The organism is Rathayibacter sp. VKM Ac-2801 (assembly GCF_009834245.1).
Classification (GTDB): Bacteria; Actinomycetota; Actinomycetes; order Actinomycetales; family Microbacteriaceae; genus Rathayibacter.
Window position 1 is genome coordinate 3,313,247 of sequence record NZ_CP047183.1, and the last position, 15,907, is coordinate 3,329,153.

The following is a 15,907-nucleotide window of genomic DNA, read 5'->3' on the forward strand; positions in this document are numbered from 1 at the left end:
GCGCGGGCGCCCGCCGACACCATGGTCCCGGAGCGGGGGACGGATGGACGCGCGCGGATTCTGGGTGGTCGTGCCCTTCCTCGACGAGGAGAAGCTGCTCGGCGGCGCCCTCGACGCGCTCGCCCGCCAGACCGATCCCGACTTCACCCTCCTGCTCGTCGACAACGGCAGCACCGACGGCTCGCGCGCCGTGATCGAGGAGTTCCGCCGTCGGCGCCCGGAGCGCCAGGTCGCCGTGATCGACGAGGCGCAGAAGGGCACGGGAGCCGCCTCCGACACCGGCTTCCGCCACGCGATCGCCGAGGGCGCGTCGGCCGTCGCCCGCACCGACGCCGATTGCCTGCCGAACGCCGACTGGGTGGCGCGCCTCAAGGCCGACCTCCGCGGCGGCGCCCGCTTCGTCGGCGGCCGCCTGTCCCCACGGCGGGACGAGGCCGTCTACCGCTGGTACGACGGCGTGCTCGGCACCGCGCTGATCCGCCTGATGGAGCACGCGCCGGCAGTCTTCTACCGCCGCCCCGGCCAGCGGTACCGGATGTTCATGGCCGCCGGCTGCAACCTCGCGATCGACGCCGCGCTGTACCTCCAGGTCGGCGGCTTCCCGCGCTCGAGCATCGACGACACCGACGAGGATCTGGAGCTGCACCTCAAGGTCTGCCAGGTGATCGGGCGGAGCGAGGCGCTGCTCGACAAGCACGCGGTCGTGCTGATGTCGATCCGGAAGGGCAAGGCGCTCGGCTACCTCGGGATCCTGCTCTGGTACTGGGGCCGCAAGCGTGGTCTGGAGGTCGTCGATGTCCGCTGAGCGCCGCGTCCTGATCACCGGGGCGACGGGCTTCCTCGGCGGCTACGCGGTGCGCGAGTTCCTGGCCGCGGGCGACGACGTGCTCGCCACCGGTCGCGCCCCCGAGGCGCTGGCGCGGCTGGAGGAGGAGGGCGCCACGGTCCTCCGCGCCGACCTCGCCGAGCTCAGCGCGCTGACCGTCGAGGCCGACGTGCTCGTGCACGCGGCGGCGCTGTCGAGCCCGTGGGGCACGTGGAGCGAGTTCGAGCGCGCGAACGTCGCGGGGACGGAGGCGATGATCGCGCTGGCCGAGCGCTGCGGGATCCGCCGGTTCGTCTTCGTCTCGTCGCCGAGCATCTACTCCGCCCGGCGCCACCAGTACCTGGTGCGGGAGGAGGAGGTCGACACCGGCAGCCGGATGAGCCTCTACATCCGCAGCAAGATCGAGGCCGAGCGGCTGCTGCAGGAGGCGCACCGCGCCGGCCGGATCCCCGAGCTCGTGATCCTGCGCCCCCGCGGCCTGATCGGCGTCGGCGACCCCAGCCTCCTCCCCCGCTTCGTCGCCGCCAGCCGCCGTCGCGGCATCCCCCTCTTCGACGGCGGCCGGAACCCCGTCGACATCACCTGCGTCGAGAACGCCGCGCACGCGCTGGTGCTCGCCGCCGACGCTCCCGTGGCCGACGGCCGCGTCTACAACATCACCAACGGCGAGCCCGCTCCGCTCGGCGACCTGCTCGAGCGCTTCTTCGACGCGATGGGCGAGCAGCCCCGCTTCATCCGGGTGGACCTGCGCGTGCTGACCGTGCTCGCCGAGATCCTGGAGCGGGTGTACCGGCTGCTGCCCGGCCGTGAGCCGCCGTTCACCCGCTACACCGTGGCGACCCTCGCCTACGCGCAGACCCTCGACATCTCGCGGGCGCGGACCGAGCTCGGCTACGAGCCGACCGTGCCGCTCGAAGAGGGCATCCGCCGGGTCGGCGAGCACCTGAGGAGGACGCGTGGCTGAGTCGTCGCTGCAGGTGATGGCCTGCGGGAGCACCGTCTTCCCGCTCTCCCAGGTGTTCCGCGGGAAGGGACTCCCCCGCCGCGTCTTCCCCTCGAACGTCTTCCTCTACACGCACGAGAGCGGCCGCCGGGTCCTCGTGGACACGGGCTACCCGCCGACCTTCCGCGGGACCGGCCTCGTCGGACGGCTGTACGAGCAGATCCTGCCCGCCACGGTGCCGGACGACGAGACCGTGGACCAGCGGCTGCACGCCCTCGGGCTGACCACGGCCGACGTGGAGTTCGTGGTGCTCACACACCTGCACCCGGACCACGTGGGCGGAGTGCGCTGGTTCCCGGACGCGACGTTCGTGCTGTCCTCGGGCCAGGTCGCCTCCGTGCGGCGGAACCGCGTGCGCGAGGGGATCTTCCGCGCGCTGCTGCCGCCGTGGTTCGCGGCCGGGATCGTGGCGGACGGACAGCCCGCGACGACGATCAAGGGGCTGAGCGGATTCGACCTGTTCGACGACGGATCGCTGCTCGTGGTGCCGCTGCCGGGGCACGCGCGCGGGCACCTGGGGGTGCTCGTCGAGGGGCGCGTGCTGGTGGCGGGGGACGCGGCGTGGGGGCGGGAGTTCCTGGGCTGGTCGGCGCGGCTGCGTCGGCTGCCGCGGTTCATCAGCGACGACGCGCGGGCGCACGAGCGGACGTCCGAGATGCTGGAGCGGGTGGAGGCCGCGGGGGTGCGGCTGTGCTTCTCGCATGACGCGTATGCGGAAGGGGAGGTGCGGCTGGGTGGGGCGGCGGCGAGTGGCGGACAGGACCTCATCGACCTCGACGGTGAGAGCTCCCGTCTCCGCTAGACGGGAGGCGACTCAGGTTCACGCGGTCCTCGGCGGATCAGCCGTTCGAACGTCCCGCGAGAGGCCCTGTCATCGGGCAGGTCATCGGGCAGGTCTTTCGGGGCGCCGCGGGCCGCGCCTCGGCGCGGAGTCCTGACGACCACGCCGTCAGCTTCGGTGTGCTGGCCTACTCCGGCAACGGCTTCCGGCTCCCGTCACCCGTCGGCAGAAAGTCGCTGACCGGCCGGCGAGACGGCTCACGTCGTATCCTCTCGTCCATGACGGACTACGCCCGACCGGCTGTCGCGGACCGCGTCTTCATCGGCGAGGACGGCCGACCCATCCCTTACGGCACTCGCTGGCAGGGTGAGTCACCTCCGGACGACAGCTACTCCGTCACGAGCAACATCGAACGATTCCAGCCCGTCCACACGATCGCGGACGCCCTGCTCGAGCACCTCGAGCGCACGTACGACGTCACGGTCGAGGACGACCCGGCCCTGGCCTCTCGAGACGAAGCGGAGATCTCCTGGGCCGCCCGCGCCGTCCGTGTGACTCCCCGGTCGGTCGACGCCGCACCTCTGACGATCGCCTGGACCGTCTTCCCCGGCGTCCTCCTCCACGCCGGAGCACTGCACCGCTTCAACTACCCCGTCTGCGGATGCGACGCCTGCGACGACGACTGGACCGCCCTCGCGGACGACCTCGAGCGCACCGTCTTCGACGTCGTCGCGGGCCGCTACGAGGAGAGCATCACCGCCAGTGACGACGGCATCACCGTCGGGTACCGCATCGGAGGCGGTGGTGAGCTCGGCCTTTCCAGCGGCTACACCAACCACGAGGGCATGCACCAGGTGACCAGCCACGATGGGCAGCAGCTCTCCGCACCGTGGAGCCGAGCGTGGGAGGCCTGGCCGGCACGCCGACGCTGATGCCTCTCCCAGCTAGAGCTCTGAAGACGCGCCCGGTAATCCATCCCCATACGGGACGCTACGAAGTGCCCGCCGCTTAACAGCGCACAGGATTAGCCAGACGCCGTCGCGAGTCGAAACGTCTCAGGGCAGGGGCCACCCCAGTGAGCGGCCGATCACTACTTCGATGCATCACCGCCCAATGTGTCGCCCTAGTGGTACGAAGTGTATTACTGTGCAGATACACCTAGGGGGTAACCACATGTTTCTGATTCAGCTCATGCAGTTCGGTCCGGCAGCTGCTGGGCTTCTTCTTGCGGCTGGAGCCCACTGGCTGACTCGCCGCGACGTCGTGGCGCTTCCCGCGCGCGTCAAGGCATCAACCGCTGTTGGCATGATCCTCACAGTGATTGCAGCTGTCGTTTTCTCGGCGTGGTGGGTGTACCCCTGGTGGGTTCCGGCGATGGTCGACTGGTTGGTCTACGTCCAGCTGTCACGCTTCCTGATCCCACTCGTTCTGACCGTCGTCCCTCTCGCCTTCCTCGCAATTCCCGCACGGTCAGAGAAGAGAGTCGGCACTGCCGAGCTCGCCCCGCGAACGGTGATGACCTTCACCTCGCGGCGGCGGCTGATCGGCACCGCGATCGTGACGCTGCTCGCAGTCGTCGTGGCGATCGTCGCGGGGGCCGTATCGACGACCGATGAAGCCGGCCGACACGTGATGTTCGAACTGCCGATCTCGGAGAACACCACCGCCAGCACCACGATCTACGGCTGGTGGTACTCCCTGCCGTGTCTTGCGGTTCTCCTGCTCCTCCTGCTGCTGACAGCGCTCGTCCTGCGACGAATCTCGCTCCCGCCACTCTCAGCAGATCGCGTCGCTGACAGCGCTCAACGCGCTACACGAACACGCAATGTTCTCGCGGCGCTGAGTGGTGGACTTCTCCTGCATCTGGGCGTCGTCCTCGTGTCGCTTTACGGGACATCGACCATGAGGGCGGAACTCAGCGCAGGTGCTTCCGGGCAAGTGCAGTTCGGAACCTCATTTGCTGCGCTGGGCTCGTTTTTTCAGGTCAGCGGCTACGCCTGCTTCGTGCTCGCATTCGCCTTCTGGGGGAGTGTCCTCCTCTCCACTCTTGCTGTGAGCAGCCGTCGCCTCGCTACATCCTCGGCACGATGATCATCACGCTCACTGAGACCGGCGCTCCCTTCACCGATCAGATTCAGGACCAGATCCGAGGATTGATCGCGACCGGCGTCCTCGCCGCCGATCAACGACTCCCCTCGGTACGGCAACTGGCTGCCGACCTCGGCGTTGCTCCTGGCACAGTCGCCAAGGCCTACAAAGCGCTCGAGGGCGAGAAAATACTCGTCACGCGGACCGGAAGCGGAACACGGGTTAGCGACTCCGTCTCCGCAACACCACGAGCCGTGCTCACCGCAGCTCACCGACTCGTGGCCGAAAGCAAGCACGAAGGTCTCAGTCGCTCCGAAACGATGCGCGTACTGGGCGCCATCTGGCCTGATTGACCGCGCACGAAACCCCGGCATGCGCTCGCTAATCCACGAGCGGAAGCGAGACCATGCGACCGAACTGCATGAGCTCGTGGCGACGTTCGCGCCGACGTCGATCAGGTGCTCCGCGTGGCCGAGAAGATCACCCGACTCGCCAGAGCAGCTGGCGGCGCTGCACAGGTTCCCAGTGGCCCAGTAACGGTCGAAGGACGATCCCTCTGCGGAACAGTTCGGCGGCGATCGCGTCAGTTGTGCAGGGGACCTTGAGCATCTGAATGTTCACGGTCGTCTGCACGAGTGCCGGGGTGGCGCGATGCGTTGTGCAGGCGTCTGCGAGAAGCGACAGCTCGGCAGACTCTCCGGGGCGGCGCGGTGGACGACCGGCTATCGGGCGCTGGGGACAGCACCGGGGTCTTGGGCTGAACCACCGTGACTATCGCTACAAGTGGTGCACTTTCGAGGTTAGCTACGTTTGCACTTGACCCCAGATGTAGTGCGTCGTACTCTTGGTGCAACAGCCGCATTTGCGGCAATAGCACTGGATTGGGAAGCTCACTATGGACACATCAATTGCGCGTGAACTCATTGCAGCGACCCGGCAGCTGGCGGACGCGCTTGAAGCATCGCTCGATGCCGATGAGGTCGGTTCGAGACCGACGGTCGACGCTGATCGCGCGAGTGAGACGCCCTTCTCCTTCGACCCCCAGCGCGACCGCATCCCGTTCGAACCGAAGGTCGTCGGCACGCGGCGCGAACAGGATCTGTGCTGTCTGATCATGTTCGGACGGCTTTACGCCATCAACGTCCGACTGGGGAGAGGGGCGACTCGCACTGAGTTGCGCGAGATCGCACAGGCGGCAGGTTACGCGGACGCTCGTGCGTGGGCAGGTTGGGGCAAGTACGCCACTGAACGCGATGCAGACGGTCAGATCTGGGCAACCGAGGGTGGCCACACGGAATGGATCACGAAGATAGCGGAGCGCCTGAACTTCATCCTGCCCGACGACATCGCAACGTGGACCCCGCGCGCCTGAACCAGGGAGGAGCTCGTGCTCAGGGCCCGGCAGAGGATCCCGTTACGGGACGCGCACAAGGGGCTCGGGTTGGCGAGACTAGACCGGTGTCGAAGCAGAAGAAGATCCGGGAAGTGCTGCTCTCAGCTTGGGCGGGGAACGAGGCCGTCCGGATCTGGCGCGGCTCGAAGAGGGACGAGTCGATCGAAGGGTTCGTCGTGGGAGTCGGTCGCCGTTGGACGCTCGTCGCACCGATGACGACCGGAGGCTTCTTCGACGGCTATGCCGCGGTCCTCCTGTCCGACATCACTCGCGCGCGTCCCTACGACACGTGGGAGCACCGCTTCCCTCGAACACGGCCCGAGTGGCCGCCGCGATCGCCGGCAGGAATGCCGGCGATCGATCTGGACAGCACCTCGGGCATGTTGGCGACCTTCCTCGAGCCGGGCGTCCTGCTCTCCATCGAACGCAGGAAGCCGCGGAACGTGCTCTGGGTGGGCGTGCCGAACGAGCTCACCCGGAACTGGTTCTACCTCTGGGAGGTCAACTCGAAAGCCGTGTGGGACCCTGCGCCAAAGGGCTACAGACCTCGAACCATCACACTCGTCCGGACCGGCGACCGCTACCTCCAGGGACTAACCGTTGTCGCGGACCCTCCTCCGTCCGAGGACCTCCCCCACCACTGGACAGCCCGTTCGAAGACCGGGAGTCGGCAGCAGTGAAGTGTGGCCCGCTCAGCGATCGTCTATCGAGTCGCCCTCCGGCAAACGTGCGCAACCGGCCGTCGCCGCGCGCTCTACTCTGACGAGATGGACGACTGGACCCGAAGATCGCTTGGAACGGTGACGCTGGTTCTGGGCGCGCCGATCGCTCTCTTCACTTTCGGGACCGGCTGGATCCAAGAGGGGTGGGATCCGCCCGTCGTTCAGTGCCAGCACAGCGATTACCCACCGGGGGCACCTCTCGAGGGCGGTCACGTATCGGGCAAACGGATCTACTACCCACTCGGCCTGTCCTGCACCTACGGGTCCGGCGCGCAAGAGATCACCGTGTCGCATTACAACTGGGGCTCAACAGCCACCTTCACCGCATCCGCCGCAGCGGCTCTCATCGGAGCCGCCACGCTCATCACGTCAAGCGCCGGCAGACGTGCCCGCGCAGAAGATGTGACGGAAAGCACCGGTCTCTGACGACCCGCGGCGTCCGTCCAACCGTCGGCTATCGAGACTGAAATTCCTACAGCCTTGGTCCGGAGTCGGTTCCCCCGCATCGACCGCGACCCCTACTGACAGGATCGTGGTCATGCCCTCAGTTCGTTCGGCAAAGTTCCAGGCAGAGTCGTCGGTGGACGCCGTGCTCCTGCGGGCACTCGCCGGGCACGAGTCGAAATCGGTTCGCATCGCTGTTGCCGAGAACGCTGCCGCGGATGACCTGACGATCGGGCGTCTCCTCGCTGATGACGTCGACGCCGTGCGCCTCGCCGCCGCCACCAGCCTCCGTGAACGCCCGCAACTCCACGAGATCGCGGCGAGATCAACGGACAAGTGGGTCCGTGCGATCCTTGCCCACCTGTACGCGGACGACGACCAGAGGTCGCTCACTCTCGCGGTACAGAGAACACTAGCGGCGGATCCCTTCGGGGAGACTCGTGGCCGGACGGCGCAGACCACCGACGACCCGGAGATCTTCGAGTCGCTTCTCACCGACCCGTCACCGATGGTCCGCGGCATGTGCGCGCGCAACCCCCGCATCTCCCTGACACAGATGGAGCGTCTCGTCACCGATCGGGATCGCGCCGTCCGTGCCGGAGCCGCAGAGGGCGGACTCCAGTACCCCGACGACGAGCAGTTGCTCCGGCTGGCGCGCGACCGGTCGGTCGAGGTGCGCTGGGCAGTGCTGTTCCGCGCCGACCGACCCAGACGGGCAATCGAACTCATCGCCGAGGACAGCGACGAGATGAACCGACACCACGCGCGGATCGCCCTCCACGACGAGCGCGACATCATCGCGCCGGCGGTGACGCAGCATGCACGCGCAGAACGTCGACGGGCACAGCTTGTTCGCTCATTCGGTGAGCGACCGGCGGGGAGCGAAGCGCGCCTTGTAAGGCACGCGGTCTCGGTAGACGATCCCCATACGGAATAGTCTCCCGGTCTTGCTCCCAACGTCTTCCGCTACGGCGTCCCGCCACACGGTGGCTCCGATCCGGGGCTGTCGTACTCGATCATGCTGATCGGGGCAGGGCCTACTTGCGCGAGTCCACCTGACTCCTGTGCGGACCGACGCGCCCGTTGCCCCATGGCTCGGGGTCTAGAGCCACCGCTTCGCGGCGACTCGACTCGCAGCGGCGGTCGTCAGCGGGGCAGGTGCTCGTAGGGGACGCGGCGGCTCAGCCAGGCGAGCAGCCCGGCGGCGAGCGCCGCGATCGCGGCGGGGACGAGCAGCAGCCAGAGGGCCGAGGTCACGGCGACGAGGACGAGCGCCACTGCGGCGACGCCGGCGCCGATCGCGAAGTTCCAGCGGACATCCGTCGCCACTCCGCCCTCCGGACGCGCCCACAGCACGACCAGGGCCGTCGCGATCGGCCCGAGCAGCAGCCCCAGCACGAACCAGCGCCAGCGCGAGCGGCCCTTCTGCTCGGCGAGACCGGCGGTGACGATCGCGAGCCCGAACCAGATCCAGCCGGAGTCCTGGGTGAGTGTCATGCGTGGAGCCTAGGGCGCGGGCAGGATCACCCCGGCGAGGTCGCCGGTCGGGCACGGGGGCCTGTCGCCCGTGTCTCCCGCTCAGCGGTCCCCGGCACGGCTGCCGTCTTCCTCCGCTACCCGGGCACCACCACGAAGGCGACCCCGACGACGACGCCCAGCACGAGAGCCACCGAGCCGAACCCGATCAGGAGGGCGAACGTCAGCGGACGGGTCTCCCGGAAGCTCATCGTCCCGGGGATCAGCTCGTTGATCTCGGCAGGGCTCAGCGTCTCCTCCGCGGCGGGCGGCGCCTCGATCTCCGGCCGACGAGCGACTCCGGTCAGCAGGCGCGCCCACACGCTCCGCCCACCGGCAGGCACTCCCCGAGCCGCCGGCAAGAGCGGCGTCTCCACGGCGGAGACGACGGCGCGCAGATCCTCGATCTCCCAGTCCGCCCCGCGGAGGCGGAGCGACCGGCTCCCGTCCGACAGGAACAGGATGAGCGACGGAGGCAGGTTGATCCCCTCGCTGTTCGGTCCGGCCGGCACCCACGCGAGCAGCGCCGTCACCGACGGGTCGGTGCGATCGAATGCCACGACCCTGCCTCGAGCGTCCGTGCACTCGATCGCCCGGTCCGAGATCCGGACTGACGCGGTGGCGAGGAACCGCCGGTTGCGGAGCCCCAGCACTCCGACGATCACCAGAGCCACCACAGCGGCGAAGCCGAACAGCCCGAGGTAGACGGCCAGCGCCGCCCCCCGGTCGTCGGCGACCACGACTCCCCAGACGCTCCCCGCCAGCAGGACCAGCGCGGGGAGCACGGCGACAGGCCTCAGCCGTCGCGACTCGTTCTTCTGCCGGGCCCTCGAGGGCCGGAACTCGCGCACCGGCTCCGAGCGGTCCGTTCGTCGCCGCTCCATCAGACGGACGCGATAGTCGGGGAGCCGGTGCGGTCGCGGTTCCGAAGAGGCTCGTCGAGGCTGCGGCGCATGGCGTCAGGGTAGCGTCGGCGCTCCGCCGGGCCGCCCTCGCGATGGGGGCCTTGGGTTCTTCGCGCGGCTGCACCTCAGCGACCGCCGAAAGAGAAGACCGGCGCACCTCACCGCTCCTTCTGGGCCCGGCGACGCCGATAGATTTCGCCGGTGACCTCCTCGACTCGCACAGTGGACCTCGGCCGCGCACGCCTCCGGATCGGAGTACTCGCGTTCGTCCACCTCGTGGTCGCCGTGAACCTGGTCCCGTTCGGACTGCTGAGCTACGCCTCGGAGAACTATCCGGCCGTCTATGAGTGGTCCGACCTGTCGACGCTCGGGCGGGCCGTCCAATGGGCGGCCTTCGCCCCATGGGTGCTCGTCGTCATCACTCCCGTCGTCTCGTTCATCGTCGTCCGCCGGCTCTCCGACCCCCTGAGGAGCTTCTGGATCACGCCGGTCATCGGCATCGCCGCCACCGTTGCGATCCACTTCGTCTCCTACCTCTTCTTCGACACCCCTCGCCCAGTCACCGGCGGGTGACGCAGCACTGCATGCCCGTCGATCCGCGGGGAACGTCTCCTTGGACCGGGCGACCACTCTCGAGGCGCTGCCGCCGACCGTGATCATCCGAGCGAGGGCGCGTCCGGATCGACAGACTGGGCTGGTGTCCTCTCCGACGAAGATCCGCGCAACGCTGACCTCGGCCCGGCGTGAGGAGACCCGCCTCCGGCTCCGTCTCGCGGAGATCAGGCCAGCGCGAGGCCTCGCGGCTCTCGGCCTCCTCAGGACCTGCCGTACGACCCGGCCGCGCGTTCGACGCACGCTCGACGTCGGGCGCAGCGGCAGGACGCCGGGCCGACCGCGCCCTGACGCGACTCCCACGCCCTCGGCGACACGACAGCCCCACTCGACGCCCGCAGGTACTCACTCCAGACAGGACACGCCATGACCTCCTCCTCCTCCCTCTCCCTCCCGGCGAGCCGCTGGGCTCTCGACCACATGCCCCTCACCGCGCAGGCCGTCCGGGAGCTCGCCCCGGTGCTCTCCGGGAAGAAGCTCGCGATCTGCCTCCACGTCGAGCCCAAGACCGCCGCCCTCGTGTCGCTCCTCGTCGAGGCCGGGATGGACATCGCTCTGACGGGCTCGCCCGGAACCACGAAGGACGACGTCGCCGAGGACCTGCGCGCTCTCGGCGTGCACGTCCACACGAAGCAGAGCGACGGCGAGGCGGAGCACCTCCGCAACATCGAGAAGGTGCTCGAGCACGATCCCGACCTCACCCTCGACAACGGCGCCGACCTGACTCTCCGGCTGATCAATTCGGGCGTCCCGGACCACTACCTCGGCGGCACCGAGGAGACCACCACCGGCGGCATCCGCCTGCGGGAGAACAGCGCGACCCTCCCGCGGCCGGTCGTCGTCATCAACGACTCCCCCCTCAAGCTGATCGTCGAGAACGAGTACGGCGTCGGCCAGAGCGTCGTGCAGGGCTTCATGAACGCCACGAACCTGATGATCCCCGGCACCCGCGCCGCGGTCATCGGCTACGGCCCGTGCGGACGCGGCGTCGCCGACACCCTCGCGCAGCTCGGAGCGCGGGTCTCCGTCGCCGACGTCGACCCGATCCGCTCGCTGCAGGCGATCCTCCGCGGCCACCGCGTCGGACCCGTCGCCGACGTCCTCTCCGACGCGCAGTTCGTCTTCACCGCCACCGGAGCACCCGGCGTCATCGGTGCCGCGGAGATCGACGCGTTCGCCGACGGCGCCGTCATCGCGGGAGTCGGCCACTTCCCGTGGGAGATCGACGAGGACGCCCTCGCGGCGGCCACGGAGTCGACCACCGAGTTCGCCGACGGGCAGCGCCGGCAGGGCATCCGCCTGAAGAACGGCAAGCAGATCATCCGCCTCGAGAACGGCCGGATGATCAACCTCACCGCCGCCGGCGGCAACCCGATCCAGGCGATGGACCTCGGCCTGACCCTCCAGGCCCGGAGCCTCGCCGCCGTCGTCACCGCGGACCTCGACGCCGCCGTGCAGCCCGTCCCGGCCGACGTCGAGCACCGCATCGCGACCGACCTCGTCGCCCTCCTCAGCCGCTGAGGGGCGAGCGGAGAGTCCCGGCGGCGATCCGCGGGGCGGCGGCGGTGCACCTCAGAAGACGGCGATCGGATTGACCGGAACGCCGGTGACATCACCGCCGGGCTCGCGGAGCACGACGTGAGCCCGGTGCAGTTCAGCGTCCTCTCCTGCCTCACCGGCGGAGCGCAGCTGACCTCGGCCGAGATCGCCCGCGCGGTCTTCGTCCGCCCGCTGACGATGTCCGAGGTCCTCGCCGGCATGGAGCGGCGAGGGCTGATCGAGCGTGTCGGAGTCCGCGGGAAGGGCCGACGCACCCCCGTCCGAACGACCGCTGACGGGGAGCGCGTCCTCACCGCGGCGCGCGCGGTCGCTCTCGCGACCAACGACCTCAGCGACGTCGGCCTGAGCGCCCCCGCCGCCCGGCAGCTGAACGACCTCCTGCTCACCGTCCTCCGGAACGCCGACGAGCCGACGGGAGCCGGGTTCGGGTCCTGACGAGGTCGAAGCCGGGCTTCGGAGCATCGCCGACGCCGGACCTCGTCCAGACGGTGTTCACAACGCAGGAAGGATCTACTCCAGGGCCTCGCGATCCGCGCGGAACGGGTGCCGGAACCTCATCCTTCCTGAGTTGTGAACAGGATCAGCCGAGCGGGGCCGACGAAGGACGCCCGCCGGGCGCCCTCTTCCGGACATGGCCGGAAGAGGGCGTTGCCCACGGCGCTCGCGCCTGTCACGGTCGCAGGACGACCGACGACGGCCGACCCGACCGGAAGACCTCCATGCGCCTCCGAAGCACTGTCCGCCCGCTCGCGCTCCTCACCGGAGCCCTCCTCCTCGGGACCGGCCTCGCCTCCCTCGATGGGCCGCTCACCGGCACGGCCGCCGCGGCTCACGCGGCCGACGCTCCCGTCGCGGGCGGGCGCGTAGTGAGCTGGGGATACGACGAGGACGGTCGGGCGAGCGCCCCCGCGGATCTGACCGACGCCGTCTCCATCGCGGCCGGCCAGTACTACGGCATCGCGGCGAGGAGCGACGGCACAGTGGCCGTCTGGGGTGACAATCTCGAGGGCGGCCCCTTCCCGGCGGACGACCTCCGCGACGTCGCGGCCGTGTCCCCCTCTCTGGCGCTTCTCGAGGACGGCGCCGTCGCGCCGCTCTTCCCCCCGGAGGACCGGTACACCGAGCCGCCGGCCGGGCTGAGCGGCGTCACCGCGATCGACTCGAGCGGCACCCACAGCGTCGCGCTCCGCGACGACGGGACAGTGGAGATCTGGGGATACGACCAGGGACGAGTGCTCGAGACGCCTCCCGGTCTGGACGACGTCGTGGCGATCTCCGCCGCTTCCTTCCACACCCTCGCCGTGAAGAGCGACGGCACCGTCGTGAGCTGGGGCTACGACGGCCCCGAGACCGCCTTCGCGGACTACTCCGACATCATCGCGGTCGCAGCAGGGCGGAACCACGACCTCGCCGTCCGCGCCGACGGCAGCGTCGTCGCCGAGGGGAGCGACAGGCTCGGAGAGATCGACGTGCCCGCCGGGCTGACCGGTGTCGTCGCGGTCTCCGCCGGGTACGAGCACAGCGTGGCGCTCCGCAAGGACGGCACCGTCGCCGCCTGGGGCGACGACTCGGTCGGCCAGTCCACGGTTCCTGCAGGGCTGAAGGGAGTCACCGCGATCGACGCCGGCTACGGCTTCACCCTCGCCACCGGGACCCGTCCCGTCCTCACCGCTGCCGCGCCTCCCACGGCGACGGTCGGCACTCCGTTCTCCTTCGCCTTCGGAGGGGATGCGCGCCTCGCGGACCACACCCTCTCCAGCGGGACGCTCCCGCCCGGACTGACCCTCACTCCCGCAGGTGTCGTGACGGGCACACCCGCAGAACCCGGAACCTCCGACGTCACCGTCACCGCGACCAACTCCTTCGGGACGACCACCACCGCCTCGCAGCGGATCACCGTCGAGGCCGCCGCGCCTGCACCTGTCGCGCCGACGATCAGCGGAACCGTCGCGGCCGGCGTCGTCGGCTCGGCCTACGACTTCACCTTCGCGGTCGGCGGAACCCCGGCGCCCGCCGTGACCGTGTCGTCGGGGGCCCTGCCCCCGGGTCTCACGCTCGATCCGACGGGGCGTCTCACCGGCACTCCGACCAGGACCGGCACCTACGGCTTCACCGTGCAGGCCGCCAGCACCGCCGGAACCGCGACCGCGCAGAGCACCCTCACCGTGTCCCCTGCGTCCGCGACCGCGAAGGCCGACCTGCGCGTCGACGTCGCCGCTCCGACCACCGCGGTGAAAAGCAGGACGTTCACGTACACGCTCATCACGAAGAACGCCGGACCCTCCACATCGACGTCCGTCTACTCGAAGGTGATCCTCCCGGCGGGGGTGCGGTTCGTCTCCGCGACGGGGACGTACACCCGCATCGGCAGCGTCGTGGTCTTCCAGCGCTCGAGCCTCGGCAACGGGCGGACGGCCACCGAGAAGATCACCGTCACGGCCGCGAGCGCGGGCACGGGCACGGCGCTCGCGACCACCTTCTCGGTGAGGACTCCGGATCCGTCGATCCGCAGCAACGCCGACACCGCAGCCACCACCGTCCGCTGAGGAGCGGCGCGGACCGTGGACGGGCGCGGGCGACGAGACCCGTCCGCCCGTCCACGGGGCATCACGCCGGGCGCAGCCAGTCGGTGATCGCACCGACGACGCGGTCGAGGTGGGACTCGAGCAGGAAGTGCCCGCCGTCGACGAGCTCGATGCGCGCGTGAGGGGCGTCGCGGAGGAACGCCTGGGCACCGGCGGGGGCGAAGATCTCGTCGTTCCGGCCCCAGACGGCGAGGACGGGGACCCGGGACTCGCGGATCCAGGCGTGCACGGCGGGGTACAGCTCGCGGTTGGTGGTGTAGTCGCGGAAGAGCGCCAGCTGCACGGCGTCCTGTCCGGGGCGGGCGAGGAGCGCGAGGTCGTGCTCCCAGGCGTCCGGGTCGACGGTGGTGGGGTCGGGGACCCCGTGGGTGTACTGCCACTCGACGGCCTCCCGGCCGAGGGCCGGCCGGAGAGCGTCGCGCGTCTCGTCGGTCCGCTCGGCGGCGTCGGCCCAGATCGGGTCCCAGAAGCCGGGCACGAAGCCCTCCTCGTAGGCGTTGCCGTTCTGCGAGATCACGGCGACGACCGCGGAGGGATCGGCGAGGGCGAGGCGCCAGCCGGCGGGGGCACCGTAGTCCTGGACGTAGATCGTGTACCGGGTCACCCCGATGATCTCGAGGAAGCGGCCGGTCACCGCGGTCAGGGCCGCGAACGTGTAGTCGAAGTCGTCGACAGAGGGCGCGGACGAGCGCCCGAAGCCGATGTGGTCGGGGGCGATGACGCGGTAGTGCCCGGCGAGGGCCGGGAGGAGGTGGCGGAACATGTGCGAGCTGCTCGGGTACCCGTGCAGCAGCAGGAGGACGGGTGCGTCGACCGGCCCGGCCTCCCGCCAGAAGACCTCGAGCCCGTCGACGGAGACGGTGCGGTGATGGACGACGACCATTGCTAACCCCTTACAATTGTTTTACTGGTTAGCCGGACGCTAGCATGGATCGAACGGGCCGCACGGTGCGGGAGGACGGGGAACGATGGATCGGGACGAGGAGCTGCTCCTGGCGGTGCTGAACAGCGCGCCGGTGGTGGACGGACGGCCGACCGACGACCTCGACGACGCGTCCGGTCCCGAGCTCGCACAGCGATGGGGCGGAGTCGGCACCGAGGACGAGCTCGAGCGGTTGCGCACTGCTCGCGACGCGCTCCAGGCCGTCGTGCGCTCGGGTGCGCCCGCGGCCGTCGCGGAGCTGACGGGCCTGGTCGCCCGGACCGTGCGCACCCCGCGCGTCACCGGCGAGGGCGTCGCATGGGAGCTGAGCGCGCCCGAGCCGGATCGCCTCGCGGTGGAGGCGGTCCTCGCCTGGTCCGCCGTGAACGCCCGGTTCCCCGGGCGCCTCCGCGCCTGCGCGAACCACGAGTGCAACCTCTTCCTCCTCGACCGCAGCCGCCCCGGCACCGCCAAGTGGTGCTCGATGGCGACGTGCGGCAACCGGATGAAGGCGCGCGCGCACGCGAGCCGGTCCCGGGGCTGAGGGCGAC

At 69.9% G+C, this 15,907-nt stretch carries 18 protein-coding genes; 15 read left to right on the forward strand and 3 right to left on the reverse strand.

All coding sequences use genetic code 11. The features are described 5' to 3' along the window. Positions 1-43 precede the first annotated feature (43 nt). From GSU45_RS15415 to GSU45_RS15460, 10 genes are all read left to right on the forward strand, one after another. Positions 44-805: a glycosyltransferase gene (locus GSU45_RS15415; protein WP_159916247.1), complete on the forward strand. Its 762-nt coding sequence runs from the start codon at positions 44-46 to the stop codon at positions 803-805. Next, the gene (locus GSU45_RS15420) at positions 795-1,790 is read left to right on the forward strand and encodes an NAD(P)-dependent oxidoreductase (RefSeq protein WP_159916249.1); all 996 of its coding nucleotides are present in this window, start codon (positions 795-797) and stop codon (positions 1,788-1,790) included. The genes GSU45_RS15415 and GSU45_RS15420 overlap by 11 nt, the downstream gene beginning before the upstream one ends. Further along, positions 1,783-2,631 carry an MBL fold metallo-hydrolase gene (locus GSU45_RS15425; protein WP_159916251.1) on the forward strand — a complete coding sequence of 283 codons (849 nt, stop codon included), beginning with the start codon at positions 1,783-1,785 and terminating at the stop codon, positions 2,629-2,631. Before GSU45_RS15420 ends, GSU45_RS15425 begins: the two co-directional genes overlap by 8 nt. 257 nt (positions 2,632-2,888) lie before the next feature. Next, positions 2,889-3,542 carry a DUF6226 family protein gene (locus GSU45_RS15430; protein WP_159916253.1) on the forward strand — a complete coding sequence of 218 codons (654 nt, stop codon included), beginning with the start codon at positions 2,889-2,891 and terminating at the stop codon, positions 3,540-3,542. Between the two features lie 241 nt (positions 3,543-3,783). Further along, complete coding sequence (locus GSU45_RS15435; RefSeq protein WP_159916255.1) at positions 3,784-4,701, forward strand: hypothetical protein; 918 nt, start codon at positions 3,784-3,786, stop codon at positions 4,699-4,701. Then, the gene (locus GSU45_RS15440; protein WP_104255881.1) at positions 4,698-5,051 is read left to right on the forward strand and encodes a GntR family transcriptional regulator; all 354 of its coding nucleotides are present in this window, start codon (positions 4,698-4,700) and stop codon (positions 5,049-5,051) included. The genes GSU45_RS15435 and GSU45_RS15440 overlap by 4 nt, the downstream gene beginning before the upstream one ends. Positions 5,052-5,593: 542 nt before the next feature. Continuing rightward, positions 5,594-6,070 (forward strand): hypothetical protein, encoded by a 477-nt coding sequence (locus GSU45_RS15445; RefSeq protein ID WP_159916257.1) that lies wholly within the window; start codon positions 5,594-5,596, stop codon positions 6,068-6,070. A gap of 86 nt (positions 6,071-6,156) precedes the next feature. Further along, the gene (locus GSU45_RS15450; protein ID WP_159916259.1) at positions 6,157-6,771 is read left to right on the forward strand and encodes a hypothetical protein; all 615 of its coding nucleotides are present in this window, start codon (positions 6,157-6,159) and stop codon (positions 6,769-6,771) included. A gap of 87 nt (positions 6,772-6,858) precedes the next feature. Next, positions 6,859-7,239 carry a hypothetical protein gene (locus tag GSU45_RS15455; protein ID WP_159916261.1) on the forward strand — a complete coding sequence of 127 codons (381 nt, stop codon included), beginning with the start codon at positions 6,859-6,861 and terminating at the stop codon, positions 7,237-7,239. A 112-nt stretch (positions 7,240-7,351) separates the two neighbouring features. After that, positions 7,352-8,194, forward strand: coding sequence for a hypothetical protein (locus tag GSU45_RS15460; RefSeq protein WP_159916263.1), 843 nt, complete (start codon positions 7,352-7,354; stop codon positions 8,192-8,194). 209 nt (positions 8,195-8,403) lie between these two features. Here the strand turns inward: GSU45_RS15460 and GSU45_RS15465 are convergent, their stop codons facing one another. Both GSU45_RS15465 and GSU45_RS15470 read right to left on the reverse strand, forming a co-directional pair. Next, entirely contained in the window at positions 8,404-8,754 is a 351-nt protein-coding gene (locus GSU45_RS15465) for a hypothetical protein (protein ID WP_159916265.1), read from the reverse strand. A gap of 116 nt (positions 8,755-8,870) precedes the next feature. Beyond that, complete coding sequence (locus GSU45_RS15470) at positions 8,871-9,656, reverse strand: hypothetical protein (RefSeq protein ID WP_159916267.1); 786 nt, start codon at positions 9,654-9,656, stop codon at positions 8,871-8,873. Positions 9,657-9,878: 222 nt separating this feature from the next. On the opposite strand from GSU45_RS15470, the gene GSU45_RS15475 reads away from it, so the two are divergent. From GSU45_RS15475 to GSU45_RS15490, 4 genes are all read left to right on the forward strand, one after another. Beyond that, the gene (locus GSU45_RS15475; protein ID WP_159916269.1) at positions 9,879-10,250 is read left to right on the forward strand and encodes a hypothetical protein; all 372 of its coding nucleotides are present in this window, start codon (positions 9,879-9,881) and stop codon (positions 10,248-10,250) included. A 405-nt stretch (positions 10,251-10,655) separates the two neighbouring features. Continuing rightward, entirely contained in the window at positions 10,656-11,810 is a 1,155-nt protein-coding gene (locus tag GSU45_RS15480; RefSeq protein WP_159916271.1) for an adenosylhomocysteinase, read from the forward strand. 117 nt (positions 11,811-11,927) lie between these two features. Further along, complete coding sequence (locus tag GSU45_RS15485; protein WP_159916273.1) at positions 11,928-12,284, forward strand: MarR family winged helix-turn-helix transcriptional regulator; 357 nt, start codon at positions 11,928-11,930, stop codon at positions 12,282-12,284. A gap of 284 nt (positions 12,285-12,568) precedes the next feature. Then, a complete protein-coding gene (locus GSU45_RS15490; RefSeq protein WP_159916275.1) occupies positions 12,569-14,395 on the forward strand; it encodes a putative Ig domain-containing protein in 1,827 nt (608 codons plus the stop codon). Between the two features lie 61 nt (positions 14,396-14,456). On the opposite strand, the gene GSU45_RS15495 is transcribed toward GSU45_RS15490, so the two are convergent. Beyond that, complete coding sequence (locus GSU45_RS15495; protein ID WP_159916277.1) at positions 14,457-15,317, reverse strand: alpha/beta hydrolase; 861 nt, start codon at positions 15,315-15,317, stop codon at positions 14,457-14,459. An 85-nt stretch (positions 15,318-15,402) separates the two neighbouring features. On the opposite strand from GSU45_RS15495, the gene GSU45_RS15500 reads away from it, so the two are divergent. Further along, positions 15,403-15,900, forward strand: coding sequence for a CGNR zinc finger domain-containing protein (locus tag GSU45_RS15500; RefSeq protein WP_159916279.1), 498 nt, complete (start codon positions 15,403-15,405; stop codon positions 15,898-15,900). Positions 15,901-15,907: the final 7 nt, after the last annotated feature.

Coding starts and splice junctions, on each gene's coding strand:
- GSU45_RS15415 (WP_159916247.1), top strand. CDS start 44: ATGGACGCGCGCGGATTCTGGGTGGTCGTGCCCTTCCTCGACGAGGAG.
- GSU45_RS15420 (WP_159916249.1), top strand. CDS start 795: ATGTCCGCTGAGCGCCGCGTCCTGATCACCGGGGCGACGGGCTTCCTC.
- GSU45_RS15430 (WP_159916253.1), top strand. CDS start 2,889: ATGACGGACTACGCCCGACCGGCTGTCGCGGACCGCGTCTTCATCGGC.
- GSU45_RS15435 (WP_159916255.1), top strand. CDS start 3,784: ATGTTTCTGATTCAGCTCATGCAGTTCGGTCCGGCAGCTGCTGGGCTT.
- GSU45_RS15440 (WP_104255881.1), top strand. CDS start 4,698: ATGATCATCACGCTCACTGAGACCGGCGCTCCCTTCACCGATCAGATT.
- GSU45_RS15445 (WP_159916257.1), top strand. CDS start 5,594: ATGGACACATCAATTGCGCGTGAACTCATTGCAGCGACCCGGCAGCTG.
- GSU45_RS15455 (WP_159916261.1), top strand. CDS start 6,859: ATGGACGACTGGACCCGAAGATCGCTTGGAACGGTGACGCTGGTTCTG.
- GSU45_RS15460 (WP_159916263.1), top strand. CDS start 7,352: ATGCCCTCAGTTCGTTCGGCAAAGTTCCAGGCAGAGTCGTCGGTGGAC.
- GSU45_RS15465 (WP_159916265.1), bottom strand. CDS start 8,754: ATGACACTCACCCAGGACTCCGGCTGGATCTGGTTCGGGCTCGCGATC.
- GSU45_RS15470 (WP_159916267.1), bottom strand. CDS start 9,656: ATGGAGCGGCGACGAACGGACCGCTCGGAGCCGGTGCGCGAGTTCCGG.
- GSU45_RS15480 (WP_159916271.1), top strand. CDS start 10,656: ATGACCTCCTCCTCCTCCCTCTCCCTCCCGGCGAGCCGCTGGGCTCTC.
- GSU45_RS15490 (WP_159916275.1), top strand. CDS start 12,569: ATGCGCCTCCGAAGCACTGTCCGCCCGCTCGCGCTCCTCACCGGAGCC.
- GSU45_RS15495 (WP_159916277.1), bottom strand. CDS start 15,317: ATGGTCGTCGTCCATCACCGCACCGTCTCCGTCGACGGGCTCGAGGTC.
- GSU45_RS15500 (WP_159916279.1), top strand. CDS start 15,403: ATGGATCGGGACGAGGAGCTGCTCCTGGCGGTGCTGAACAGCGCGCCG.